This window comes from Bradyrhizobium sp. SZCCHNS3002 (assembly GCF_032377435.1).
In the GTDB taxonomy this organism is placed as follows: Bacteria; Pseudomonadota; Alphaproteobacteria; order Rhizobiales; family Xanthobacteraceae; genus Bradyrhizobium.
This window is the reverse complement of the sequence record NZ_JAUHHY010000013.1, coordinates 40,066-63,346: the sequence shown is the minus strand read 5'-3', so window position 1 is coordinate 63,346 and position 23,281 is coordinate 40,066. Positions and strand designations below refer to the sequence as shown.

General features: G+C 66.1%; 24 protein-coding genes. 7 read left to right on the top strand and 17 right to left on the bottom strand.

What is annotated here, in order from left to right; genetic code table 11:
* Positions 1 to 33: 33 nt before the first annotated feature.
* The 13 genes from QW845_RS25260 to QW845_RS25200 form a co-directional block, all read right to left on the bottom strand.
* Positions 34 to 684 (bottom strand): pyroglutamyl-peptidase I, encoded by a 651-nt coding sequence (locus QW845_RS25260; RefSeq protein ID WP_315804235.1) that lies wholly within the window; start codon positions 682 to 684, stop codon positions 34 to 36.
* Positions 681 to 1,664 carry a methylmalonyl Co-A mutase-associated GTPase MeaB gene (gene meaB, locus QW845_RS25255; RefSeq protein WP_315804234.1) on the bottom strand — a complete coding sequence of 328 codons (984 nt, stop codon included), beginning with the start codon at positions 1,662 to 1,664 and terminating at the stop codon, positions 681 to 683. Before meaB ends, QW845_RS25260 begins: the two co-directional genes overlap by 4 nt.
* A gap of 1 nt (position 1,665) precedes the next feature.
* Positions 1,666 to 2,007, bottom strand: coding sequence for a DUF86 domain-containing protein (locus QW845_RS25250; RefSeq protein WP_315804233.1), 342 nt, complete (start codon positions 2,005 to 2,007; stop codon positions 1,666 to 1,668).
* Between the two features lies 1 nt (position 2,008).
* A complete protein-coding gene (locus QW845_RS25245; RefSeq protein WP_315804232.1) occupies positions 2,009 to 2,323 on the bottom strand; it encodes a nucleotidyltransferase family protein in 315 nt (104 codons plus the stop codon).
* A gap of 50 nt (positions 2,324 to 2,373) precedes the next feature.
* Positions 2,374 to 3,150 carry a DUF3298 and DUF4163 domain-containing protein gene (locus tag QW845_RS25240; RefSeq protein ID WP_315804231.1) on the bottom strand — a complete coding sequence of 259 codons (777 nt, stop codon included), beginning with the start codon at positions 3,148 to 3,150 and terminating at the stop codon, positions 2,374 to 2,376.
* Between the two features lie 125 nt (positions 3,151 to 3,275).
* Positions 3,276 to 5,432, bottom strand: a complete 2,157-nt coding sequence (gene scpA, locus QW845_RS25235; RefSeq protein ID WP_315804230.1) for a methylmalonyl-CoA mutase — start codon at positions 5,430 to 5,432, stop codon at positions 3,276 to 3,278.
* 19 nt (positions 5,433 to 5,451) lie between these two features.
* Positions 5,452 to 5,916, bottom strand: coding sequence for a GFA family protein (locus QW845_RS25230; RefSeq protein WP_315804229.1), 465 nt, complete (start codon positions 5,914 to 5,916; stop codon positions 5,452 to 5,454).
* Positions 5,913 to 7,781 carry a methylmalonyl-CoA mutase subunit beta gene (locus tag QW845_RS25225; protein WP_315804228.1) on the bottom strand — a complete coding sequence of 623 codons (1,869 nt, stop codon included), beginning with the start codon at positions 7,779 to 7,781 and terminating at the stop codon, positions 5,913 to 5,915. The genes QW845_RS25230 and QW845_RS25225 overlap by 4 nt, the downstream gene beginning before the upstream one ends.
* Before the next feature lie 102 nt (positions 7,782 to 7,883).
* On the bottom strand, positions 7,884 to 8,375 hold the full coding sequence (folK, locus tag QW845_RS25220; RefSeq protein WP_315804227.1) for a 2-amino-4-hydroxy-6-hydroxymethyldihydropteridine diphosphokinase: 492 nt from the start codon (positions 8,373 to 8,375) through the stop codon (positions 7,884 to 7,886).
* 5 nt (positions 8,376 to 8,380) lie between these two features.
* Positions 8,381 to 8,749, bottom strand: coding sequence for a dihydroneopterin aldolase (folB, locus tag QW845_RS25215; protein ID WP_315804226.1), 369 nt, complete (start codon positions 8,747 to 8,749; stop codon positions 8,381 to 8,383).
* A complete protein-coding gene (folP, locus tag QW845_RS25210) occupies positions 8,746 to 9,603 on the bottom strand; it encodes a dihydropteroate synthase (protein ID WP_315804225.1) in 858 nt (285 codons plus the stop codon). The genes folB and folP overlap by 4 nt, the downstream gene beginning before the upstream one ends.
* Positions 9,604 to 9,677: 74 nt before the next feature.
* Entirely contained in the window at positions 9,678 to 10,085 is a 408-nt protein-coding gene (locus tag QW845_RS25205; RefSeq protein WP_315804224.1) for a DUF4332 domain-containing protein, read from the bottom strand.
* A 67-nt stretch (positions 10,086 to 10,152) separates the two neighbouring features.
* A complete protein-coding gene (locus QW845_RS25200) occupies positions 10,153 to 10,359 on the bottom strand; it encodes a hypothetical protein (RefSeq protein ID WP_315804223.1) in 207 nt (68 codons plus the stop codon).
* Between the two features lie 335 nt (positions 10,360 to 10,694).
* Here QW845_RS25200 and QW845_RS25195 point away from each other — a divergent pair, with 335 nt between their 5' ends.
* On the top strand, positions 10,695 to 12,302 hold the full coding sequence (locus QW845_RS25195; protein ID WP_315804222.1) for a helicase HerA-like domain-containing protein: 1,608 nt from the start codon (positions 10,695 to 10,697) through the stop codon (positions 12,300 to 12,302).
* A 159-nt stretch (positions 12,303 to 12,461) separates the two neighbouring features.
* Positions 12,462 to 13,865 (top strand): M20/M25/M40 family metallo-hydrolase, encoded by a 1,404-nt coding sequence (locus tag QW845_RS25190; protein WP_315804221.1) that lies wholly within the window; start codon positions 12,462 to 12,464, stop codon positions 13,863 to 13,865.
* Between the two features lie 51 nt (positions 13,866 to 13,916).
* On the opposite strand, the gene QW845_RS25185 is transcribed toward QW845_RS25190, so the two are convergent.
* The gene (locus QW845_RS25185; protein ID WP_315804220.1) at positions 13,917 to 15,128 is read right to left on the bottom strand and encodes a GGDEF domain-containing protein; all 1,212 of its coding nucleotides are present in this window, start codon (positions 15,126 to 15,128) and stop codon (positions 13,917 to 13,919) included.
* A gap of 145 nt (positions 15,129 to 15,273) precedes the next feature.
* Positions 15,274 to 16,368 carry a trypsin-like peptidase domain-containing protein gene (locus tag QW845_RS25180; RefSeq protein ID WP_315804219.1) on the bottom strand — a complete coding sequence of 365 codons (1,095 nt, stop codon included), beginning with the start codon at positions 16,366 to 16,368 and terminating at the stop codon, positions 15,274 to 15,276.
* A 222-nt stretch (positions 16,369 to 16,590) separates the two neighbouring features.
* Between QW845_RS25180 and groES the strand changes: the two genes are divergently transcribed.
* The 5 genes from groES to QW845_RS25155 all read left to right on the top strand — a co-directional run bounded on the left by groES (position 16,591) and on the right by QW845_RS25155 (position 20,406).
* Entirely contained in the window at positions 16,591 to 16,905 is a 315-nt protein-coding gene (gene groES, locus QW845_RS25175; protein ID WP_315804218.1) for a co-chaperone GroES, read from the top strand.
* Between the two features lie 41 nt (positions 16,906 to 16,946).
* Entirely contained in the window at positions 16,947 to 18,569 is a 1,623-nt protein-coding gene (gene groL, locus QW845_RS25170) for a chaperonin GroEL (RefSeq protein WP_315804217.1), read from the top strand.
* Positions 18,570 to 18,834: 265 nt separating this feature from the next.
* Positions 18,835 to 19,065, top strand: coding sequence for a hypothetical protein (locus QW845_RS25165; RefSeq protein WP_315716108.1), 231 nt, complete (start codon positions 18,835 to 18,837; stop codon positions 19,063 to 19,065).
* Between the two features lie 267 nt (positions 19,066 to 19,332).
* Positions 19,333 to 19,782, top strand: a complete 450-nt coding sequence (locus QW845_RS25160) for an Hsp20 family protein (RefSeq protein WP_315804216.1) — start codon at positions 19,333 to 19,335, stop codon at positions 19,780 to 19,782.
* 90 nt (positions 19,783 to 19,872) lie between these two features.
* Positions 19,873 to 20,406 carry a hypothetical protein gene (locus QW845_RS25155; RefSeq protein WP_315804215.1) on the top strand — a complete coding sequence of 178 codons (534 nt, stop codon included), beginning with the start codon at positions 19,873 to 19,875 and terminating at the stop codon, positions 20,404 to 20,406.
* 107 nt (positions 20,407 to 20,513) lie between these two features.
* Here QW845_RS25155 and QW845_RS25150 read toward each other — a convergent pair whose 3' ends face one another.
* Positions 20,514 to 21,293: a class II aldolase/adducin family protein gene (locus QW845_RS25150; protein WP_315804214.1), complete on the bottom strand. Its 780-nt coding sequence runs from the start codon at positions 21,291 to 21,293 to the stop codon at positions 20,514 to 20,516.
* Positions 21,294 to 21,397: 104 nt separating this feature from the next.
* Positions 21,398 to 23,050: a glycosyltransferase family 39 protein gene (locus QW845_RS25145; RefSeq protein ID WP_315804213.1), complete on the bottom strand. Its 1,653-nt coding sequence runs from the start codon at positions 23,048 to 23,050 to the stop codon at positions 21,398 to 21,400.
* Between the last annotated feature and the right edge of the window lie 231 nt (positions 23,051 to 23,281).

The following is a 23,281-nucleotide window of genomic DNA, read 5'->3' as shown; positions in this document are numbered from 1 at the left end:
CAGCGGCTGTTTGTTGCGGGTAGGGTTAAATCTTTACGCTCGGCCTCGATGCCGCGCCAGCTTCACCAGCTCCATCAGCATGGCTTCGCCGGCATCGACCAGCGCGTCCAGCGTGATGCGGGGGCTGCCTTGTGGCAGTACCGTGCCGGAGCGCGGCAGCGGCGGGATGTGGATGAAGGCGGCGAGCCGCGGGCCGTCGGCGGCCCTGGTCGCCTCGATCGCGCGCCAGCTCAGATAGTTGCAAAGATAGCTGCCGGCATCGCGCGAAGCCCGCGCATCGATGCCGGTAGCGCGTGCCGCGCGCAGCAGTCGCGCCATGTGCGGGCCGAATAGCATCGGATGCGCGCCCGGGACGATCAGGCCCTTGCGCGCGACGTGGCGGTCGGCATCGGGAAAGGTGGTGGTGACCGCGTTGCGGGCACGGGTCTCGATCCGCAGATAGGATGTTCGTCCCGCGAGGCCGAACATCAACAGCGCATGCGGGCGCCGCTCGGCGATCAATGCGGGCAGCTCGCGATCGACGGTATCGTAGGTCACGTGAAAGATGTGGCTGGAGATGTCGACATCAGCCAGCGCCGGGCGCCGCAGCGCCGCGAGCCGTTTCACCAGCGGCATGGTCGGGTTGGACGGCGCGCCGGGAAACGGGCCGAATCCGGTGATCAGGAGGCGCAGCCGCTCGGTCAATTCAGCATCTCCGCAAGCTGCTCGGCGGCCAGCGCCGGCGCGACGCGGCCCTCGGCAACGTCGGTCTCCAGCTTCTTCACTTTCGTACGAATGGAGGGGTCGGTGCGCAGCCGGGCCATCAGGCGCTGCTCCAGCATGGTCCACATCCATTTCACCTGCTGGTCGCGGCGGCGCGCGGCGAACTCGCCGGACGCGACCATCGCCTTGCGATGATCGATCACCTTCTGCCACAGCTCGGCGATGCCCGTGCCTGATATCGCGGAGTAGGTGACGACCGGCGGATGCCAGTGCTCGGAGCGCGGGCTGAGCAGATGCAGCGCGCCGCGATAGTCGGCGGCGGTGATGTTGGCGCGCTTGATGTTGTCGCCATCGGCCTTGTTGATCGCGATCATGTCGGCGAGTTCGACCAGGCCTTTCTTGATGCCCTGCAGCTCGTCGCCGCCGCCGGGCAGCATCAGCGCAAGGAAAAAGTCGGTCATGTCGCAGACCGCGGTCTCGGACTGGCCGATGCCGACGGTCTCGACCAGGATCGCGTCGAAGCCCGCAGCCTCGCACAGCAGCATCGCCTCGCGCGTCTTGGCGGCGACGCCGCCGAGCGTGCCCGACGAGGGCGAGGGGCGGATGAAGGCGTGCTCGTGATGGGACAATCGCGCCATCCGCGTCTTGTCGCCGAGGATCGAACCGCCGGTGCGCGCCGAGGACGGGTCGACCGCGAGCACCGCGACCTTGTGGCCCTGTCCGATCAGGTACATGCCGAGCGCATCGATCGTGGTCGACTTGCCGACGCCGGGCGAGCCGGTGATGCCGACGCGGATCGCGTGCCCCGTCTGCGGCAGCAGCGCCTGCACCAGCTCGCGCGCGGCGGCCTGGTGGTCGGCACGGCGGCTCTCGACCAGCGTGATCGCGCGCGCCAGCGCGGCGCGGCTGCCGGCGCGGAGCGCATCGGCCAATGAGGTGGTGTCGGTGCCCCGCGAGATCATTCTACTTCAAGTCGGTGAGCTTGCCGCTGACGAACGTTTTCAAAGCCGGCAGTTCACTGGCTATGACATCCCAGACGACGGCGACGTCGGTGGTATGATAGGCATGCCGCAGCAGGTTTCCGAAGTCGATCATTTTCCGCCAGTGGATGGTCGGACTCTCGCTCTTGATGCTGTCTGGAATGCTACGGGAGGCCTCGCAAATGATCTCGAGCAGGCGCTCGGTTGCCAGGCGCAACAGGCGGTCAGAGCTGAAGGCCGCGAGATCGGCGCCGGCGACAAGCTGTTCGATTTCCGCAATGGCTTCGGCAATGTCCCGTAGCCGGTCTTCGACGGTCGGAGGCACCTCAAAACACCTCGATCAGGTCATCGGCAATTCGATCGGCGATCCGCCGCTTCAACAGCGCCCGTTGCGTGATCTGGACGCGCAGTCCGATGTCGTCCTCGATAAGGTGCTGCGCCTTGAAGTGATCGAACGCGGGAGGGAGTCCGGGGGGCGTGGTTTCCACGAGAACGTCGAGGTCGCTGTCAGGACGGGAGTCGCCGCGCGCACGCGAACCGAACAGCGACAGTCGCGTGATGCCGGCCTTTCGCAGGGCCGGCGCAAGGGCCTGCAGCCGGCCGATGATCGTCATGAGGCGAATGTCAGCGACGTCGTTCATGAGAACAGTCTAGCATATCCAGCCATCGGCTGCACGGCCGCCGGTTGGCTTCACTGGTCTTCCGCATCCCCCTTCGGCCTGGCGCCGCCGAAGATCGCCTGGCCCTCCGGTGACAGATACGGCTTCAGCGTCTCCCACGGCACGAAGGCGACGTACTGGCCTTCGGCGTAGGGGCCGACCGCGTAAGGCGGGTAGTGGAAGGTCAGGCCGGAGCTCTTCCCGGCCTCCGTGGAGGGAGCGAGCGTCACGGCGCCGATCTTGAGCAGCTTCGGCTCCAGCCCCTTGAACCATTCGGCGGTCGCGGTCTCCGTCGCGTCGCGCTTCTTTTTCTCGGCCTTCAGCGAGCTGACCACCGCATTCAGCATCGCCTTCATCGCAGGCCCATTGTCGGCGGTCTCGGTGAAGAACGGGCGGATGCTGATCGGCTTGGCCGCGGCCTTGTCCCAGAGGATGGTGTTGACGTCGCTGTTGGGATGCGCGGCGCGCGTGTCCATGTAGTCGTCTCGGAGGATGCTGACGTAGCGGTCGGCGACCACCGAGCGCACGGAATATTTGCGCTCGAACGACCACTTGCCGTCGCGGAACGTTTCCGGATCTTCCTTGCGCTCCTTGGCGGCGTCGGCGGCGTTCTTGTCGATCCATTTCTTGCCGTCGGCCAGGCAATAGGCCGCGAGCGGCGCATCAGCCTTGATCCGGGCATCGAGCGTCACGTTGGCCTCGACCGCCTTCGTGTTGATGCTGGCGTCCGGCTTGGGATCGGCGGCAAGGGCGGGTGCGAACGAAAACAGGCCAAGGATTGCAGCAACGCAAAGTGTCGAACGGGTCATGGCTATCAATATCCGATGGGTGAAGATGCGTATCGCCAGGGAATGCTGAGGTTCATCTGCAAAAACGTAGCGGCGCACGATCTGACGATCGTACGCCGGAGAGCTGCGCTCGCGGATTCGAAAAACTATTCCGCTGCCTGGCTGTGGCCGAGCCGCGCGTTGAGTTTGTGGATCAGTTCCTCGGCGGCGTCGGCGATCACGGTGCCCGGCGGGAAGATCGCTTCCGCGCCGGACTTGTACAGCGCGTCGTAATCCTGCGGCGGCACCACGCCGCCGACGATGATCATGATGTCCTCGCGGCCCTGCTTCTTGAGCGCGGCCTTGAGCTCCGGCACCGCGGTGAGATGCGCGGCGGCGAGCGACGACACGCCGAGAATGTGGACGTCGTTCTCGACGGCCTGCCGCGCCGCCTCGTCGGCGGTAGCGAACAGCGGCCCGATGTCGACGTCGAAGCCGACGTCGGCGAAAGCGGACGCGATCACCTTCTGGCCGCGGTCGTGGCCGTCCTGGCCGATCTTGGCGACGAGGATGCGCGGCCGGCGGCCTTCCGCCTCCTCGAACGCCTCGATCAGCGCCTGCAGCTTCTCGGCTTTGCCGGACATGGCGGCGATCTCCCGCTTGTAGACGCCGGTGATGGACTTGATCTCGGCGCGGTGGCGGCCGAACACCTTTTCCAGCGCGTCGGAGATCTCGCCGACGGTGGCCTTGGCGCGCGCGGCGTCGATCGCGAGCGCCAGCAGGTTGCCGTTGCCGTCGCCGGCCGAGCGCGTCAGCGCCGCCAGCGCCGCGTCGACCTCGGCCTGCTTGCGCTCGGACTTCAGCCGCGACAGCTTGTCGATCTGCAGCCGGCGCACGGTGGAATTGTCGACCTTGAGAACGTCGAGCGGCGGCTCGTCGGTCGGCTTGTACTTGTTGACGCCGATGACGGACTGGCGGCCGGTGTCGATCCGCGCCTGGGTCTTGGCCGAGGCCTCCTCGATGCGCAGCTTCGGCACGCCGGCCTCGATCGCCTTGGCCATGCCGCCGAGCTCCTCGATCTCCTGGATGTGGCCCCAGGCCTTCGCGGCGAGATCGCGGGTGAGGCGCTCGACATAGTACGAGCCGCCCCAGGGATCGATGATCCGGGTGGTGCCGCTCTCCTGCTGCAGGAACAATTGCGTGTTGCGGGCGATGCGCGCGGAGAAGTCGGTGGGCAGCGCCAGCGCCTCGTCGAGCGCGTTGGTGTGCAGCGACTGTGTGTGGCCTTGCGTGGCGGCCATCGCTTCGACCGCGGTGCGCACCACGTTGTTGTAGACGTCCTGCGCGGTCAGCGACCAGCCCGAGGTCTGGCTGTGCGTGCGCAGCGACAGCGAGCGCGTGTCCTTCGGATTGAACGGCTTCAGGAGCTTGGCCCACAGAAGCCGCGCGGCGCGGAGCTTGGCGACCTCCATGAAGAAGTTCATGCCGATCGCCCAGAAGAACGACAGCCGCGGCGCGAAGCGGTCGACGTCGAGCCCGGCCGCGATGCCGGCGCGCAGATATTCGACGCCGTCGGCGAGCGTGTAGGCGAGCTCGAGGTCCTGCGTCGCGCCGGCCTCCTGCATGTGATAGCCGGAGATCGAGATCGAGTTGAACTTCGGCATCCGCTGCGAGGTGAAGGCGAAGATATCGGAGATGATCCGCATCGAGGGCGAGGGCGGATAGATGTAGGTGTTGCGCACCATGAACTCTTTCAGAATGTCGTTCTGAATGGTGCCCGACAGCTTCTCCGGCGGCACGCCTTGTTCTTCGGCGGCGACGACGAACAGCGCGAGGATCGGCAGCACCGCGCCGTTCATGGTCATCGACACGCTCATCTGGTCGAGCGGAATGCCGGCGAACAAGGTGCGCATGTCGTAGATCGAGTCGATCGCGACGCCGGCCATGCCGACGTCGCCGCCGACGCGCGGATGATCGGAATCATAGCCGCGATGGGTGGCGAGATCGAACGCGACCGACAGGCCCTTCTGGCCGGCGGCGAGGTTGCGCCGGTAGAAGGCGTTGGAATCCTCCGCCGTGGAGAAGCCGGCATATTGCCGGACGGTCCAGGGTTGGTTGACATACATCGTGGGGTAGGGACCGCGCAGATAGGGCGCAATGCCGGGCCAGGTGTCGAGGAAGTCGATGCCGGCGAGATCGGCCTCGCCATAGGCCGGTTTCACCGGAATGCCTTCCGGCGTCAGCCACGGCTCGGCGGCCCCCGCGGGCGCGGGGGCTGCGATGGGTTCGAATGCGATGGCGCTGAAATCAGGAATGCGGCTCATGGCCTCGTGTCCTCATCGCTTAATCATGATCCGGATGCTGATGGCTGACGACACCAGCCATCTTCTCCGGTCCGTAGTTCTGCTGCGTGGTCTGGCTCGGCAGGTTGGCGATCGCGACCACCCAGCCGAGCCGCGACTCCGAGCCATATTGCCGCGTCGGCACCACCCGGTCCGGCCGGTCGAAGGTCCCGGTCATGATCTCGATGCGCGGTCCGTCGATACGGCGAAAGCTCAGGGGCGTGCCGCATTGGCTGCAGAAGTCGCGCATCGCGATCGAGGAGGAATGGAACGCGGCCGGCTGACCGCGGGTCCAGGCGAAGCTCTCATTGTTGATTTCAGCGAACGACGCGAACGGCGCGCCCGAAGCCTTCTGGCACATCCGACAATGGCAGATGCTGACCTTGCTCGGCGCCGACATCAGCGCGTAGCGGATCGCGCCGCATTGGCAGCCGCCGGTGAGGACGGGTTTGCTTTCGTCGGTCATGCTGACTCCAGATGCGCGTAGGCGTCCGCGAGCGTCTTCAATGCGTCGCCGCCGGCAAAGACGAAGCTGCCGATGCCGGCCTCGCGCAGCGCAGCTTCCTGTTCGCCGCCGCGGCCTGCCAGATAGATATGTCGCGCGCCGGCGGCCTGAAGGGCCTTGGCAGCGGGAACCGCGGCGTCGGCATAGACCTTGTCGGACGAGCAAAGGCAGGCGATCGCGGCGCCGGAGGCGCGGTAGGCATCTGCGAGCGCGGCCGGATCGGCGCCGCCCTGGCCGTCGATCGCGGCGATACCGCCGGCCTCGAAGAAGCTGCGGGCGAAGGTGGCGCGCGCGGTGAAGTCGGCGGCGGTGCCGAGATTGGCGAGGAACACCGAGGGGCGCTGTCCCTGGCGCTCCAACAGCGCGTCCGAGCGATCACGCAGCTTCTCGAAACCGTCCGCGAGACGGATCGGCGCGAGCGCGGCGAAGGTGAGCGAAGCCTTGTCGATCGGTTGCGGCGCCACCGGTGCGAGCGCTTCGACCGCGACCGCGGCCTCGTTGAGATTTGGAAACTCGCTGGCGCCGGTCAGCACGTCGCGGCGCCTCGCGATGTTGGCATCCCGCACCGCCTTGACCGCGGCGACCTTGGACTGGATCAGCCCGGTCTGCAGAGCCGCGCCCACGCCGCCGGCCTTCTCGATCTCCTGGAACAGGGCCCAGGCGGCGCTGCACAGCTCGCTGGTCAGCGCCTCGACGCCGCCGGCGCCGGCGGCCGGATCGGCGACGCGGGCGAGATTGCTTTCCTCCAGCAGCACCAGTTGCGTGTTGCGGGCGACGCGGCGCGCGAACGCGTCGGGCAGGCCGAGCGCGGTCGTATGCGGCAGCACCGTCACGGCGTTGGCGCCGCCGAGCCCGGCCGCAAACACGGCGATGGTGGCGCGCAGCATGTTCACGTAAGGATCGCGCCGGGTGAGCATGCGCCACGCCGTCTCGCCCGAGATGAAGAGCGGCTTCGGTGCCAGCCCGCACGCCTCCTCGACGCGTGCCCACAGCCGGCGCAGGCTGCGGAATTTCGCCAGCGTGAGGAACTGATCGGTGTCGGCGGCGAGCCGGCCATAGATCATGCCGCGCGCGGTCTCGAGCGCGATGCCTTCGGCTTCGAGCGCCCGCAGATAGGCGACACCAGAGGCGAGCACGAAGGCGAGCTCCTGCGCCTCCGATCCGCCGGCGACGTGCACGACGCGGCCGTCGGCGGCGAAGAACGGGCCTTTGAAGCCGGCCTCGTGCAGCTGCCTGACCAGCGCGCCCGAATTGCCGCCGAGCGTCGATGCGTCATGCGTGCTTGCGCCGCGAACAGCGGCGTCCCCGATCGGATCGAGGCCGAACCGGATGTCGCAGGCCGCGGCCGTGATGCCGCGCTGCTTGACGATATCGGCGACAAGCGAGGCGGGCGAGAGCGAGTCACCGAGCTGCAATTCGATTGCAATCGCAGCATCGAGATGCACGCCGTCGAGCGCGCGCGCCACCGCGTCGGCGTTGGCGGCGAGGCCAAAGCCATGCGCGGCATTCGAGCCGGCAAACACCAGCGACAAACCGGTCGCGCCGTTCTCGAGGTCGATCAGCGCCTGCGCATTGGCCTTGGCCGGATCGGGATGATCGATGCGCTGCATGATCTGCCATGGCGACGATGGTGCGCGGCCCGCGACCGGCGCGGCATGCTTGGCGCGCGGATAGATCGGCTGGATTTCGAGCCCGTCATAGGTCTTGCCGACCAGCTTCTCGAAGGCCGCACCCTTCAGCACGCCATCGACCAGCTTGCGCCAGTCCGCCTCGCCGGCCGGAGCGAAATCGGCAGCCAGTCGCAGATCGTCGGTCTCGGTCGTCATGTCGGTACGCGTCTCCCGGGGCGTCTGTTATCGCGATTGTTGTGGCGCAAAATGCCACGTCAGGGCGGCCAAGCCAAACGGTTGTTTGGCCGGAGATGTCAGCTATTCGGCTGACGGCAGCGGCCGGATTCCGTCGCGCGAAACGGCGAGCACGGCCTCGTCGACGCGGCGCCCGGCAATCCGTCGCGCCGGCACGATCTCGGACAACGGCACCAGCACGAAGCCGCGTTCGAACAGCCGGGGGTGCGGCAGCGTCAGATCGGGCGTGTCGACCGCGATGTCGTCATAGGCGATCAGATCCAGGTCGAGCGTCCGCGGGCCCCAACGCGTCTCTTGCGTGCGATCGCGGCCGAACATGCGTTCGACCGCGTGCAGAGCGCTGAGCAGCCGCCGTGGGGGCATCGCGGTTGCGATCTCGATGCAGGCATTGATGAAGGTCGGCTGCTGCTCCTCGCCCCAAGGCGGCGTGGTGTAGTCGGACGACCGCGCAACGAGCGCAGCCGAGGCACGCGCGCAGATCTCCGGAATGGCGCGCCGGAACGTCGCCCTGACGTCGCCGACATTGCCGCCGAGAGCGATCAGCGCGCTCGCCATCGGGGTTACGGATGCCGGGAGCGCGTCAGCACCACGCCGACATCCTCGAAGATGGCGGCGATCGGCGCATGCGGCTTGTGCACGGTCACTTTGACGGCGCGGATGCGGGCGAAGGTCGACAGGATCGCATCGGCGACCGCGCCGGCCGCGCGTTCGAGCAGGCGGTAGTTGGTGTCCTTGAACGCCGCCGTCGCCGTCTCCACCACGTCGGAATAAGACACGGTGTCGGCGAGGCGGTCGCTGCGCGAGGAGTCCGACAGATCGGTGTAGAGTTCGAGGTCGATGACGAAGCGCTGGCCGACCTCGCTCTCATGCTCCATCACGCCATGACGCGCGTGGATGAGAACGCCCTTGATGAAGATCGTATCGGTCATCGCAGTGCCTCGATTGCCGCGGCCACGCGCACGGCCTGAACCGTCTCGGCGACGTCATGCGCCCGGATGATTGCAGCACCGCGCCGAGCCGCAATCAGATGCGCCGCGATCGAGCCGCCAAGCCGCTCCTGCGGCTCCGACGCCACCACGGTGCTGATGAAACGTTTTCGCGATGCGCCGACCAGCAGCGGCAGCCCGAAGCATGCGAATGCATCGAGCCGGGCCAGCGCCGTCATGCTCTGCTGCGGCGTCTTGCCGAAGCCGATACCGGGATCGAGCACGATGTTCCCAATGGGGATGCCGGCCTTGGCCGCGATGTCCAGCGAGCGCGTGAAGAAGCCCAGCATGTCTTCGATGATGTCGATCTCCGGATCGACGGCAGCACGGTTGTGCATCACCACGACCGGCGCGCCATGCGCGGCGACGACCGTGGCCATCGCGGGATCGCGCTGCAGGCCCCACACATCATTGGCGATCGCGGCACCATGGTCCAGCGCGTAACCTGCAACTTGAGATTTCATGCTGTCGATCGACACGGGCACGCCGAGTGCGACGATCGCAGGCAGGATCGGTCGCAGGCGCGCCAGTTCCTCCTCGGCCGTGACCGGCACCGCGCCCTTGTAGGGGCGGGTCGACTCGGCGCCGATGTCGATGATGTCGGCGCCGGCCGCGATCATGCGCTCGGCCTGCGCGATCGCCCGTTCCGGCGCATCGAAACGGCCGCCGTCCGAGAACGAATCCGGTGTGACGTTGAGAATGCCCATCACCGCCGGGAATGGACGCGAAAGCCACGGCCGCAGCAGCGGGTGGCTCGACGCGAGGTCCGGGGCGGAGTGCGGCGAAATGGCGCTCATGGGCGCCGCTTTGCGCGGTTGGCACCGTCAAGTCAAGGTGTCGCACTGCACAAGCGCGGTCAATCCAGAGCCGATCAATAGCTGATCTTCGGCTCCAGCCGCCGCGCCTTTTCGATGAGCTGGCCGACCGACCTCTCCGACGGCAGGATGCGAACCAGCTTCCGCCGGGTGTTCACTTCCTTGATGTTCTGCGCCAGCCGGGCCGGATTGCGGTGCGCCAGCTCGCGCACGGTGGTCACGCCGGCTGCGCGGACGAGGCAGACCTTGGCCTTGCCCATGCCGGGAATGCGCATGTAATCGGCGGCGTTTGCCCAATCGAGCAGTTGCTGCTCGCTGATGCCGGTCTTGGCGGCCAGCGCCTTGCGCCCTTTCACGGTCCGGGCGGCTTCGAGAAATGCGTCGGTGGTCCGGATGCCCAAAGCTTTCAGCTTGGCGGCATAGAAGGTCGTCATGCCTTCGAGTTCGGTGATCGGATATGTCATGATACTCGGCGCGCGCGAAGGTGCTTCAGATGATCTGGCCCAGGCGGTCGGGCTTGGGGCAACCGGCTCAGGCCGGGTGTGCCTGTCGCGATCGTGCCAACTGATCGGCTTCGATTTGGTCGCGGCCGAACGCAAAAAGTTCACCGGCTGACGGCTGCTGCCCCTGCCGTCGCCATCCAATATCGCTGAGGAGGTCAGGCCCGATGCCGATGATTTCAGCCACGACTTTACTGATGCCGGCCGTTCTGGCCAGCGGCTCAATCAACTCGCTCATGTGAACCCCGTCTCATCCGGTCCCCCACGACCGGACGTCCTCTCGCTGAATTCATCTTGATCGGACGATCCGTGAATTACAAGCGAGGAGCCGGCTTGGTGCGCGAATCGATTCGCGATCGACGATGAACTGTTGCAGCGATGCAAGACCGGATGTTGAATCTACGTACCAAACGTGCGCATCGCGCGGCACCAATGCTAAGAAAAGTGCGTGCCGTGCGAAGAGGTGAGGCACCCTGACGCTGGTTCCAGCTCGCGAAACTCAACTATGTTATCGTACGCGATGCTCCGCACCACGTGTGATGCGAAACATTCTCTCTCGAAAGATGGATCATCATGGCACCATCCGGAAAACCCCTGGCTGATACCGACGACAAGATCTTCGTGGGTGCCGGCGAGCAGCCGGCCTGGTTGACACTTGCGCTTGCCAATCGTCATGGACTGGTCACCGGCGCGACCGGCACCGGCAAGACGGTCTCGCTGCAGGTGATGGCCGAAGGTTTTGCCCGTGCCGGTGTTCCGGTCTTCGCCTCCGATATCAAAGGTGATCTCTCGGGCATTTCGCAAACCGGCGAAGCGAAGGACTTCATCCTCAAGCGCGCCACCGAGCTCGGCCTCACCTATCAACCCGATCAGTTCTCGACGGTATTTTGGGATGTGTTCGGCGAGCAGGGGCATCCGGTGCGCGCCACCGTCACCGAGATGGGACCGCTGCTGCTGGCGCGGATGCTCGACCTGAACGACGTTCAGGAAGGTGTTCTCAACGTCGCGTTCCGCGTGGCCGACGAGAACGGCCTCGCCCTGATCGACATGAAGGATCTGCGCGCGCTGCTCGACGCCATCATTCCGGACGCCAAGAAGGGCGCGGATGCGGACGCCGACCCGCTGGCGCCGATCCGGAAGGCGGCGCAGTCGTTCGGCAATGTCACGCGCGCGACCGTCGGCACGATCCAGCGGCAGTTGCTCGTGCTCGAGAACCAGGGCGGCACGAAGTTCTTCGGCGAGCCGGCGCTGGCGCTCACCGACTTCATGAAGACCGACCGCGACGGCCGCGGCATGATCAACATCCTCGTCGCCGACAGGCTGCTGCAGAACCCGCGGCTCTACGCGACGTTCCTGCTGTGGATGCTGTCGGAGCTGTTCGAGGAGCTGCCGGAGGTCGGCGACGTCGCCAAGCCGAAGCTCGTCTTCTTCTTCGACGAGGCGCATCTGCTGTTCAACGATGCGCCCAAGGCGCTGATGGACAAGATCGAGCAGGTGGTGCGTCTGATCCGTTCCAAGGGGGTCGGCGTCTATTTCGTCACGCAGAATCCGCTCGACGTTCCCGATCGCGTGCTCGGTCAATTGGGCAACCGCGTGCAGCATGCGCTGCGCGCTTTCACGCCGCGCGATCAGAAGGCCGTCGCTGCCGCCGCCGATACGTTCCGTCCCAACCCCAAGCTCGACACCGCCAAGGTGATCACCGAGCTCGGCAAGGGCGAGGCGCTGGTGTCGTTCCTGGAGGGCAATGGCACGCCGGCGATGGTGGAGCGCGTCCTGATCCGGCCGCCGTCGGCGCGCATCGGATCGGTCACGCCGGAGGAACGCAAGGCGGTCATCGCTGCAAGCCCGGTCAAGGGCAAATACGACACCGCGATCGACGCCGAGTCCGCCTACGAGCTGCTGCAGAAGCGGATTAGCGGAACCGCCGTGACGACGGATGCCTCCTCCGGCGGCGTGCTCGGCAAGATCAGCGACATCGCCGCCACGATCTTCGGCACGAATGTCAAGCGCGGCCAGCTCTCGACCACGCAGGTGATCGCGCGCAACGTCGCGCGCTCGGTCACGGACAAGGTGGTCGGCGGCATCGCGGCCGATCTCGGCAAGCAGGTCGGCGGCTCGCTGGGCGGCTCGATCGGCCGTTCTCTCGTGCGGGGCGCGCTTGGTGGACTGCTGCGGCGTTGACAGGGCGCCTTGTTCCCGGCCGGCGTGATGGCCTTGTCATGTCCTCTGCGCCGACTGCGGCGCAGGCGGCATCTTCTGCCTTTGCATGAGGCTGGCCCGGACCGCGCAACGGAGCTACAAGCGGGCCAATAGCCGTTACATGCGAAGGATCCGGTGGCCATGGCCAATGCGCAGCTTCAATCCGTTCTCGATCACATCGATGCCGACTTCGACAACAGCCTGGAACGGCTGTTTGCGCTGATCCGCATCAAGTCGATCTCGGCCGATCCGGTCTTTGCTGACGATTGCAGGGTGGCGGCCGATCACCTCGCCAAGGATCTCGCGACGCTCGGCTTTGCGACCGAGGTGCGCCCGACCGCTGGCCATCCGGCCGTGGTCGGCAAGAGCAACGGTCATGGCGCCGCCAAGCCGCATGTCCTGTTCTATGGTCATTACGACGTGCAGCCGGTCGATCCGCTCGACCTGTGGCACCGGCCGCCGTTCGAGCCTGTGGTCGCCGATCACGCCGACGGCCGCAAGATCATCGTCGCGCGCGGCGCCGAGGACGACAAGGGCCAACTGATGACCTTCGTCGAGGCCTGTCGCGCCTGGAAGAAGGTGACGGGGGCGCTGCCGCTCGACATCACCATGCTGATCGAAGGCGAGGAGGAGGTCGGCTCCAAGAACTTCGTGCCGTTCCTCGAGGCCAACAAGGACGAGTTCAAGGCCGATTTCGCGCTGGTCTGCGACACCGGCATGTGGGACCCGAACACGCCGGCGATCACGACCTCGTTGCGCGGCCTGCTCTATGAGGAGATCAAGATCAAGGCCGCCAATCGCGACCTGCATTCCGGCGTGTTCGGCGGCGGCGCGCGCAATCCGATCCGCGTGCTGACCGAAGTGCTTGGCGGCCTGTTCGACGCCGACGGCCGCATCACCATTCCCGGCTTCTATGATGGCGTGAAGGACGTTCCGCCTGAGGTGCTGGAGCAGTGGAAGAAGCTGAACCTGACGCCCGAGAGCTTTCTCAAGCCGATCGGCCTGTCGATTCCCGCCGGCGAGAAGGATCGTCTGCTGATCGAGCAGATCTCGTCGCGACCGACCTGCGACATCAACGGCATCTGGGGCGGCTATATCGGCGAGGGCTCCAAGACCGTGATCCCGTCGCTGGCGCATGCGAAGGTCTCGTTCCGCCTCGTCGAGGGCCAGGACCCGCTGAAGATCCGCAAGGCGTTCCGCGACTACGTCTCGGCGCGCATTCCCGGCGACTGCTCGGTCGAGTTCGGCGATCATTCGGCGGGCGCCGCGATCGCGCTCGACTGGACCATGAAGCCGCTGGCGGCTGCCAAGCAGGCGCTCACCGAGGAGTGGGGCAAGGAGACCATCCTGATGGGCTCGGGCGCCTCGATCCCGATTGTCACCGATTTCAAGAAGACGCTCGGTCTCGATTCACTGCTGGTCGGCTTCGGTCTCGACGATGACAACATCCATTCACCGAATGAGAAGTACGACCTGAAGAGCTACCACAAGGGCATCCGCTCCTGGGCCCGCATCCTCGCTGCGCTCGCGGAGATGCCGCAGTAGGTAGGCGCTCATCCGGGCTGCGATGCGCTGGTCGTTTGCACCAGGCGCAACTCACGCAGCGCTGGCGACCGAGCTCGCGGTCGGGTCGCTGCCGGCGATCTTGCGCAGCGCTGCGAGATTGGCCTCGGCTGAGGCCAGCCGCCAGCATGATTTGCCGCTCGACTTCGCTTCATACAATGCGGCGTCCGCCGCGAACAGCAGGGCTTCCGGATCGGTGCCGTGCTCGGGCGCGACGGCGATGCCGATGCTGCTGCCGATCTGGACATGCGCGCCGCCCGGCAAGGCCATCGGCGCGGTCATCACCTCGATGATGCGCTCGCCGAGCGCCAGCGCGTGGTCGATCGCCGGATCACCGGCGAGCACGACGAATTCGTCGCCGCCGATCCGGGCGATGACGTCGTCGGGAGCGGCGGTCTGCCGCAGCGTCCGGCCGACGATCTTCAGCAGCTCATCGCCTGCGGCATGACCGAAGGTGTCGTTGACCGGCTTGAAGCCATCGAGGTCGAGATACAGGACGGCAAAGCTGCGATCGCCGCCGGCGTTGAGCCTGCTCTGCAGCGCATCGATCAGGCCGGCGCGATTGGACAGACCCGTGAGCGGATCGAGCCGCGCCCGCTCGTCGCTCTCGCGTTTGGCCTGCATCACCGCCACCAGCATCCTGTTGAGCCGGAACGCCGCGCCGGTCATGGCGAGGAAGTAGACCGGCATCTGCAGATACATCGCGAACAACAGCGGCTCATGCGACGTCGCGACGCCGGGGATCACGGGGCCGATGCTGAACAGGATCATCGTGCCGACGAGGCGCGGCGCGCTGAAATTGCGAAAGCAGATGCCGCCCACCATGGCGGCCGAGGAGATGCAGGTCAATGACGCGGCCACCCAGTCGCCGGACGCGAGGCTGATGCCGACGCCGAAGCCGACGCTGGCGCTCCAGGCCACCGACAGCAGGATGTGGATGTCGGTCGGCGTCGCCAGCCGCTCGCGCGCGCGGCGGTAGGCGATCATCATCACGACCAGCCGCGACAGGCAGACCGCGACCTCGAGCACGAACCAGGTGATGAACAGCGGGCTCGGCGTGCGCAGCGCAAGCGCAGCAGCAACGGCGACGGTGTTGATGGCGCCGCCGGCGAACACCGACCAGCAGCCGTAGAGCTCGCCGGTCAATGCGCCGCGGATATCTGATGACACCGGATATCCCGGGTCGGCCAGCCAGCGCGTCACGCGCCAGCGTGGCAAACTGAACGACAAACCATCACCCCGCATTTCAATACCTCCGCGGGGTTGCACTAACCGCGAGGGCACTTAACACGCGTTTATGGAGGTATCGGCGTCTCGCTGCATGCTTGATGCACGGTAAAAATTTACTCCACGTGGTATGCGCAGCTAACAGCGAACTGAAGTTGAATTCTCAGCCCGAGGTCCGCGCACGCGCGCGTTCTTCGGCGACCGGCGCGACCTCCACTGTCGCATTGCCGAGCGCGCGGTCGCGCTCGAACACGAGACGGACGCGCTGTCCGACCGGCGTGAGGCCGATTAGGTTGCGCACCTGCGTGGCGCTGCGCACCGGCATGTCGTTCGCCTTCACGATGATGTCGCCCTTGCGCAGCCCCGCGCGTTCGGCCGGGGAGCCCACGGTGACGTCGGCGACGCGCGCGCCTTGAATGCGGCCATCGGCCGGCGCGTCGAGGTCGAGCAGGGTCACGCCGATGCGGCCGCGATCGACGCGGCCGTTCGCGACGAGCTGCTCCATCACCCGTCGCGCCATGTTGATCGGCACCGCGAAGCCGATGCCGACATTGCCTCCGCCGGGCGAGATGATCGCGGTGTTGATACCGACCAGCTCGCCGCGCAGATTGATCAGCGCGCCGCCGGAATTGCCGGGATTGATCGCCGCGTCGGTCTGGATGAAATCCTCGTAGCCCTGCTTGCCCAGGCCCGTGCGTCCGAGCGCGCTGACGAGGCCGGAGGTGACCGTCTGGCCGAGGCCGAACGGGTTGCCGACCGCGATCACGAAGTCGCCGACCTCGAGCGCGTCGCTGTCGCCGAGTGCGATGGCCCTGAGCTCGATCGGGTCCCTGATCTGCAGCAGCGCGATGTCGGTGGCGGGATCGCGCCCGACCAGGCGGGCGGCGAATTGGCGGCCATCCTTGGTGCGGATCTGCGCTGTCGTGACGTGCTCGACGACGTGATTGGCGGTCATCACGTAGCCGCGCTGCGCATCGACGATAACGCCCGAGCCGGTGGCGCTGATCTGCTTCTCGACCTGCTTGGGGACGTCGAAGAACTCGCGGAACAGCGGGTCCTGGTAGAGCGGGTTGTCCTGGCGGACCTTGCCTTCGACCGAGATGTTGACGACGGCGGGCGTCACCTCCTTGACCAGCGGGGCCAATGTCGGCACCCGGCCGAGCTTGAGATCGGGAATTTGGGCCAAGGCAGGCCCGGTCATCAGGCAAAACAGAATGGCAGGCGCCAGGACGGCCCGGAGAAAAGGCGGAAGCTGCATCGTGATCCCCAACAAGTGCGATCAAGATTTTTTGGCGACGACAGAGCTGGGAAAGCGGCCGGCCCGGTTCAAGAGCCGGGCTGGCAATCGTTCCCCGAGAGTGCCAAAAAATTTGCGTGACCCTCTTGAACGAAAAGTTCGGCTTTCCTAGGTCGTTGCTCGCTCGGGGGCCTGATGGGACCCGAGGCTTGTGACATCGCTGATCTGTGAAGGAGGATGTGCATGCAATTCTGCCCATTGCACGACCGCGTGCTCGTGCGCCGTATCGATGCCGAGGAGAAGACCAAGGGCGGCATCATCATTCCCGACACCGCCAAGGAGAAGCCGCAGGAGGGCGAGATCGTCGCCGCGGGGCCAGGCGCGCGGAATGAGCAGGGGCAGCTGGTGCCGCTAAACGTCAAGGCCGGCGACCGGGTGCTGTTCGCGAAGTGGTCGGGCACCGAGGTCAACATCGACGGCAAGGATCTCCTGATCATGAAGGAGAGCGATCTGCTCGGCATCATCGAAGCTCCCGTGGCGGCGAAGAAGGCCGCCTGATCCCTCAACTGACAGTCATCGAAGGAAAGGAGACGACGAACATGGCTGCCAAGGACGTGAAGTTTTCCACCGATGCGCGCGACCGCATGCTGCGCGGCGTCGACATCCTCGCCAATGCCGTGAAGGTCACGCTCGGCCCCAAGGGCCGCAATGTCGTGATCGAGAAATCGTTCGGCGCGCCGCGCATCACCAAGGACGGCGTCACGGTCGCCAAGGAGATCGAGCTGGAGGACAAGTTCGAGAACATGGGCGCGCAGATGGTGCGCGAGGTGGCCTCGAAGACCGCCGATCTCGCCGGCGACGGCACCACGACCGCCACCGTGCTCGCCCAGGCCATCGTGAAGGAGGGCGCCAAGTCGGTGGCCGCCGGCATGAACCCGATGGATCTCAAGCGCGGCATTGATCTCGCCGTCGACGCGATCGTCGCGGACCTCAAGGCGCACGCCAGGAAGATCACCAGCAACGACGAGATCGCCCAGGTCGGCACCATCTCGGCCAATGGCGACAATGAGATCGGGCGTTTCCTCGCCGAGGCCATGCAGAAGGTCGGCAACGAGGGCGTGATCACGGTCGAGGAGGCCAAGAGCCTCGATACCGAGCTGGAAGTGGTCGAGGGCATGCAGTTCGACCGCGGCTATGTCTCGCCGTACTTCGTCACCAACTCCGAGAAGATGCGGGTCGAGCTCGAGGATCCCTACATCCTGATCCACGAGAAGAAGCTGTCGGGCTTGCAGACCATGCTGCCGCTGCTCGAGGCCGTGGTGCAGTCGGGCAAGCCGCTGCTGATCGTGGCTGAAGACGTCGAGGGTGAGGCGCTGGCGACCCTGGTCGTCAACAAGCTGCGTGGCGGCCTGAAGATCGCGGCCGTCAAGGCGCCGGGCTTCGGCGATCGCCGCAAGGCGATGCTGGAGGACATCGCGATCCTCACCGGCGGCACGACCATCTCCGAGGATCTCGGCATCAAGCTGGAGAACGTGACCCTGTCGATGCTCGGCCGCGCCAAGAAGGTCGTGATCGACAAGGAGAACACCACCATCGTCGACGGCGCCGGCAAGAAGGCCGACATCGAGGCCCGCGCGCAGCAGATCAAGCTGCAGATCGAGGAGACCACCTCCGACTACGACCGCGAGAAGCTGCAGGAGCGGCTGGCCAAGCTCGCCGGCGGCGTCGCGGTGATCCGGGTCGGCGGCGCCACCGAGGTCGAGGTCAAGGAGCGCAAGGACCGCGTCGACGATGCGCTGCACGCCACCCGCGCCGCGGTGGAGGAGGGCATCCTGCCCGGCGGCGGCGTGGCGCTGCTGCGCGCCACCAAGGTGCTCGACGGCGTCAAGACCGCCAATGCCGACCAGAAGGCCGGCGTCGACATCGTCCGCCGCGCCATCCAGGTGCCGGTGCGGCAGATCGTGCAGAACGCCGGGGAGGACGGCTCGCTGGTGGTCGGCAAGCTCCTGGAGAAGGATGCCTATGGTTGGGGCTTCAACGCCGCGACCGGCGAGTACCAGGATCTGGTGCAGGCCGGCGTGATCGACCCGGCCAAGGTGGTCCGTACCGCGTTGCAGGACGCGGCCTCGGTCGCCTCGCTGCTGATCACCACCGAGGCGCTGGTGGCGGACAAGCCGAAGAAGGCCGACGCCACCGCGGCCGCGCCGTCGATGGACTTCTGATCCGATGCAGCCGGGGGCGGCTGGCCGCAGCCACCCCCGGCTCCCCGAAAGAAATATCGACAAACAACTGATCGCTGCCCCGTGAGGTCGTGGATCGGCCACAACGCGCAGCTATCAATCAGGCCAACGACCGCAATCCGTCCACAACCGGCCACAATTGCATTCGGTGAGCCGGCTGAGAACGGACCGACGGTCGACGGGAGGTGTGGTTGAGCGCTGTCGCGCCGCCCGGTCTCATCAGCAGCGCGAGCTCGCAGGCCCGATCATGCCAGCCTGGCAATACGATCATCCGCCGCCCAACCCGACCTCCGTCATGAGCATGGGCGATCCCCGTCGCTTGACGCGGTTTCTGATCGAGAGCGAACAGCGCGTGGTGGCGCACTGCCAGGCCGTGTTGTCGCGCGGCGACATCGATCAGCGCGAGCGCGACCGACTGGTCAGCGTGCTCCGCGAGGCGACGATGCGGCTGCAGCGGCTGTCCGCCGTCGCCGCCTGACGGATGTTGCGCCGCGAAAAAGGCTGCGACAAAAAATTCGATCTTCCCCTCTTGAAATGGATATCGGTTGTTCTAATTCGTCTGCTGCCGCCTCGGCGGCGCCGGGTGCCATCAGGGCCCGGTCGAAATCTGGGCGCTGACCGGTTGTCTGGTACTCAGTAGTCTGTTGGTACCAATTCTCTTGGTACTCGGACATCTCCGGGACTTTGAAGTCCGCATCGGCTCGGCGCTCCTTCGTATCCATCTTGCTCTCAGGAGGACTTGGCTATGAGGACCTACGACTTCTCTCCGCTGTGGCGTTCGACCATCGGTTTCGACCGTCTGTTCGATCTGCTCGACGAGACCCAGCGCGCGGTCGAGGACAACTATCCCCCGTACAACATCGAGCGGCTCGGCGACGACCGCTACCAGATTTCGCTGGCGCTGGCGGGGTTCGCGCCGGACGAGCTGTCGATCACCGCCGAGCACAACGTGCTCACGGTGGAAGGACGCAAGGGCGACAAGGAGACCCGCGAATATCTCTATCAAGGCATCTCGTCGCGGCCGTTCAAGCGGCAGTTCAATCTCGCCGACTACGTGCAGGTGACCAACGCGGCGTTCGACAACGGCCTGCTGCGGATCGAGCTCGTGCGCGAGATCCCCGAGGCGATGAAGCCGCGCCGCATCGCCATCGGTACAGTGCCGGTCGAGAAGATCGCGCAGCAGAAGGCGGCCTGACGCCTTGTTCGAGTTGCGGCGCGGGCGGCGTGTCGCCCGCGCCCTTGCAGCATCTGTCTCTTGTGAAAGGAGTGGAAGAGGAGAGACGCCATGAGCGAGCACCGTTTTTCGATCACCGCGGGCAGAGCCGGATTCCATCCGGTCTCGCACTACGAGTCGCCGGCCGACCTGCTGAACGATCGCAAGCTGTCACTGGCCGAGAAGCGGCTGATCCTGTCGTCCTGGGCGTCAGACATGTATGCCGTCGAGTCGCAGCCGGGCCTGCGCAAGATTCCGGGCATCTCCAGGCCGCTGCATCTGGCCGATGTGCTCGGCGCGCTGCGTCAGCTCGACCGCGAGGATCAGCCGCCGCGCCCGCGCGGCGGGGCGGCCATGCGCATCGTTCCGCGCGTCGATGTCGAGGCCGATGGCGCTGCGATGGACAGCACCGCTAGCGGCAGGATGCGGCCCGCCGCCCGCCTGCGGTTCTCGCGCGAGGCCAATGTGCGGCGCTATCGCAAGCTGCTTGCCACCCACCTCGCCGAGCACGAGCGGCGCTTCGTCGAGCGCCGGCTGGCCGAGGAGCTGCGGCAAGTGCACGGCCCGGCCGAGCGGCATGGCTCGGCTCGGGCCGGGTGCTGCTGACGAGGGACATCGCCGGACGAATGAAAACGCCGCCCGGAATTGGGCGGCGTTTGACTCCGAAAGCGTAGAGGGTGATGAACCCAGGCTAGCCGATCATCGGCGAAAAATCAATTCCGGTAGCCCGGGTTGACGCGATCGAGCCGGCGCAGCAGCGGCGGCCACACCAACTGATTGGAGCGCAGCTCGACGCGATCCTCGTTGTCGAACAGCTTCGCGTTCTTGTCGATGACCTCGTCGCGCACCGGATAGGCCGAGGGACCGAGCGTGCGGGTGCGCACCTGGATCGAGCAGGCGCGCTCCAGATGATACATGCGCTCGAAGGCGGAGGCGACGGAGCGGCCGACCGTCAGCGTGCCGTGATTGCGCAGCAGCATGTGGTTCTTGCTGCCGAGGTCGTGCTGCAGCCGCGGCCGCTCGTCATGGTCCAGCGCCACGCCTTCATAGTCGTGATAGGCGAGGTCGTGGGTCACGTATTGCGCGATCTGGTTCAGCGGCAGCAGGCCGTCGGCGCAGCTCGACACGGCGACGCCGTCCAGCGTGTGCAGATGGATCACGCAGCCGGCATCCTCGCGGACCTCGTGGATCGCGGAATGGATGGTGAACCCGGCGGGATTGATGCTGTACTCGCTCTCGGACAACTGATTGCCGTAGAGGTCGACCTTGATCAGGCTGGAGGCGGTGATCTCCTCGAACAGCAGGCCATAGGGGTTGATCAGGAAGTGATGCTCGGGGCCGGGCACGCGGGCGGAGATGTGAGTGTCCACCAGGTCGTCCCAGCCGAACAGCGCCACCAGCCGGTAGGCGGCGGCGAGATTGACCCGCTGCGACCATTCGGCCTCGGTCATGTTCGACGGCACTTCCTTGAGGCGCGCTTCGGCTGGCGACATGGCATTCTCCGATTTCCTGGGTTGACCGGAGCCTAAGCGGCTCGCCGCCGCGCGACAAGGCGCGGGGCAGGGGGGCAGTCATGCCGTTTGGCCGAGTGCGCCGCTCAGGGCGCCGGGATCGACAGCAGGCTGGAGATGCTGCGGCCGCGGATGTCGTAGACCCGGGCAAACACGACGTCATCGCGCTTGATCTCGACCATGACCGGGGCCGTCAGTCCCTTGCAGTAGAACTCGCCGAGCGTCATGGCGAAGTCGGCCGCATGGCTGTCCCAGCCGATGGTGAAATCGGGGCCGAGCGCGACCTGGGCGGGGCGCTGCGGGCCGCAGACCGCGACCTTCCATTTGTGCCCGATCGGCGGCACCTCCTGGCGCTCGTCGAGCTGTTCCTTCAGCCCGTCGGAGGCCTGCTTCAGCGCCAGCCCCCAATAGTCGAGCATGAAGCGGGTGTCGGCCTCGCGCACGGTGCCGGCGATGAAGTTGAAGTGGGTGTACTGATAGGGATGCAGCCGGATCATCTCCGCCAGCGGCAGCAGCAGGCCGAAGCAGAACGCGGCGATCGCCACCGGCTGCCAGCTCCGGCGCTCGTCGGCGTTGAGCCACGACAGAAGCCAGGAGAAGGCGATGCCGCCGAGCAGCGCCATCGGCGGGATCACGAACACGAAATGGCGGATGCCGTTGTAGAGCGCCGGGCGTTTGACGATCGCGATCAGGATCGGCAGCGTCGCCGCCAGGGTCAGCATCAACAGGATGCTCTTCTGGCGCGCCGGCATGTCGGGCCGCGACAGCGACATGATCGAGGCGACGACGCCGGCGACGAACAGCGCGATCATCAGTTCGGGCAGTTGCAGCGCGAACAGCGTCGGCAGATACGACCAGGGCATGTCGGGCACCGAGACCAGCGCCCCGTCGAACATCTCCTTCCACGGCTTCTCGAAGAAATGCGAGAAGTAGGTCAGGGCCCGGAACGGGTTGGCCGGTTCGATGATCGACCACGGCCAAATCAACCCCATGATCAGGTAGCCCAGGATCAGGCCGGGGATCAGCACGTAGAGCACGTGGGCGAAGCGGCGGATCGCCTCGCGGGGCCCTTGCATGCGGTACTCCTCCATGAACAGCGGCATGAAGCCGACCATGGCGTAGACCACGGCCATGCCGCCGAGGATCCGCGAGCCGATCGAGAAGCCGGCGCCGAGGCCGATGATCAGGATGGTGCGTGGCGAGCGGTAGGGATACTCCTCGGCAAGGCGCACGAGGCCCATCAGCAGCACCACCATGGCGACCGCGAAGGGCGCGTCCTTCGGGTTCATGAACATGTGGCCGTAGAAGATCGGGCAGAGCGCCAGCAGCAGCAGCGCGGCGAGGCCGGCCACGGGGCCGCCGATGCGGCGCGCCAGGCGCCAGGTCACGCCGAGGCCAATCAGCCCGACGATGGCCCCGACCAGCCGGCGGGTCTCGAACAATTCCAGCGGCATGATCTTGTGCAGCAGGGCTGCAACCATGTCGAAGCCGCCACCGTACATATAGAGGTTGGCGAACGACAGCGCCGCCTGGTCCCTGAAACCGGAGCCGTACATGCGCAGCAACAGATCGGCATATTCGGCATGGGTGTAATCGTCCCAGCCGAGGCCGTAATCCCGGAACGTCAGTCCGGCCACCACCGCGACTGCGGCGAGCACGAACACGGCGAGATCGTCATACGTCCGCTCGAGGGACCGCCGCGTCGGCGTCTCGAGGACCGAAGTGGTTATCGTTGTCATGGCTGAGTGTGACCCGGCGTCCCCTGGCGACCCCGCTTCCGCGTTTCAGGCTTGTGTTCCCCGCCTGCGTATAGCGCGTCCCGTGTTCGGAGGTGTCGAAAATATGGGAGGCACGCCTTGTCGCAGCGCAGCGGGGACCCGAATTTCGGCTGCTAAGCGCCATATTGGCACAGCCAAATGAACGCCCGCTGAACCAGAAGGACCGGGAGAACCCGAGAGGAACCTCCAGGA

Bases quoted from the DNA above. Each gene is read 5' to 3' on its own strand.
- QW845_RS25225 (WP_315804228.1), bottom strand. From the start codon at position 7,781: ATGACGACCGAGACCGACGATCTGCGACTGGCTGCCGATTTCGCTCCG.
- groES (WP_315804218.1), top strand. From the start codon at position 16,591: ATGCAATTCTGCCCATTGCACGACCGCGTGCTCGTGCGCCGTATCGAT.
- folK (WP_315804227.1), bottom strand. From the start codon at position 8,375: ATGGCGAGCGCGCTGATCGCTCTCGGCGGCAATGTCGGCGACGTCAGG.
- meaB (WP_315804234.1), bottom strand. From the start codon at position 1,664: ATGATCTCGCGGGGCACCGACACCACCTCATTGGCCGATGCGCTCCGC.
- QW845_RS25245 (WP_315804232.1), bottom strand. From the start codon at position 2,323: ATGAACGACGTCGCTGACATTCGCCTCATGACGATCATCGGCCGGCTG.
- QW845_RS25155 (WP_315804215.1), top strand. From the start codon at position 19,873: ATGAGCGAGCACCGTTTTTCGATCACCGCGGGCAGAGCCGGATTCCAT.
- scpA (WP_315804230.1), bottom strand. From the start codon at position 5,432: ATGAGCCGCATTCCTGATTTCAGCGCCATCGCATTCGAACCCATCGCA.
- QW845_RS25200 (WP_315804223.1), bottom strand. From the start codon at position 10,359: ATGAGCGAGTTGATTGAGCCGCTGGCCAGAACGGCCGGCATCAGTAAA.
- QW845_RS25240 (WP_315804231.1), bottom strand. From the start codon at position 3,150: ATGACCCGTTCGACACTTTGCGTTGCTGCAATCCTTGGCCTGTTTTCG.
- QW845_RS25205 (WP_315804224.1), bottom strand. From the start codon at position 10,085: ATGACATATCCGATCACCGAACTCGAAGGCATGACGACCTTCTATGCC.
- folB (WP_315804226.1), bottom strand. From the start codon at position 8,749: ATGACCGATACGATCTTCATCAAGGGCGTTCTCATCCACGCGCGTCAT.
- QW845_RS25230 (WP_315804229.1), bottom strand. From the start codon at position 5,916: ATGACCGACGAAAGCAAACCCGTCCTCACCGGCGGCTGCCAATGCGGC.
- QW845_RS25185 (WP_315804220.1), bottom strand. From the start codon at position 15,128: ATGCGGGGTGATGGTTTGTCGTTCAGTTTGCCACGCTGGCGCGTGACG.
- QW845_RS25160 (WP_315804216.1), top strand. From the start codon at position 19,333: ATGAGGACCTACGACTTCTCTCCGCTGTGGCGTTCGACCATCGGTTTC.
- QW845_RS25145 (WP_315804213.1), bottom strand. From the start codon at position 23,050: ATGACAACGATAACCACTTCGGTCCTCGAGACGCCGACGCGGCGGTCC.
- QW845_RS25180 (WP_315804219.1), bottom strand. From the start codon at position 16,368: ATGCAGCTTCCGCCTTTTCTCCGGGCCGTCCTGGCGCCTGCCATTCTG.
- QW845_RS25195 (WP_315804222.1), top strand. From the start codon at position 10,695: ATGGCACCATCCGGAAAACCCCTGGCTGATACCGACGACAAGATCTTC.
- QW845_RS25190 (WP_315804221.1), top strand. From the start codon at position 12,462: ATGGCCAATGCGCAGCTTCAATCCGTTCTCGATCACATCGATGCCGAC.
- groL (WP_315804217.1), top strand. From the start codon at position 16,947: ATGGCTGCCAAGGACGTGAAGTTTTCCACCGATGCGCGCGACCGCATG.
- folP (WP_315804225.1), bottom strand. From the start codon at position 9,603: ATGAGCGCCATTTCGCCGCACTCCGCCCCGGACCTCGCGTCGAGCCAC.
- QW845_RS25150 (WP_315804214.1), bottom strand. From the start codon at position 21,293: ATGTCGCCAGCCGAAGCGCGCCTCAAGGAAGTGCCGTCGAACATGACC.
- QW845_RS25165 (WP_315716108.1), top strand. From the start codon at position 18,835: ATGCCAGCCTGGCAATACGATCATCCGCCGCCCAACCCGACCTCCGTC.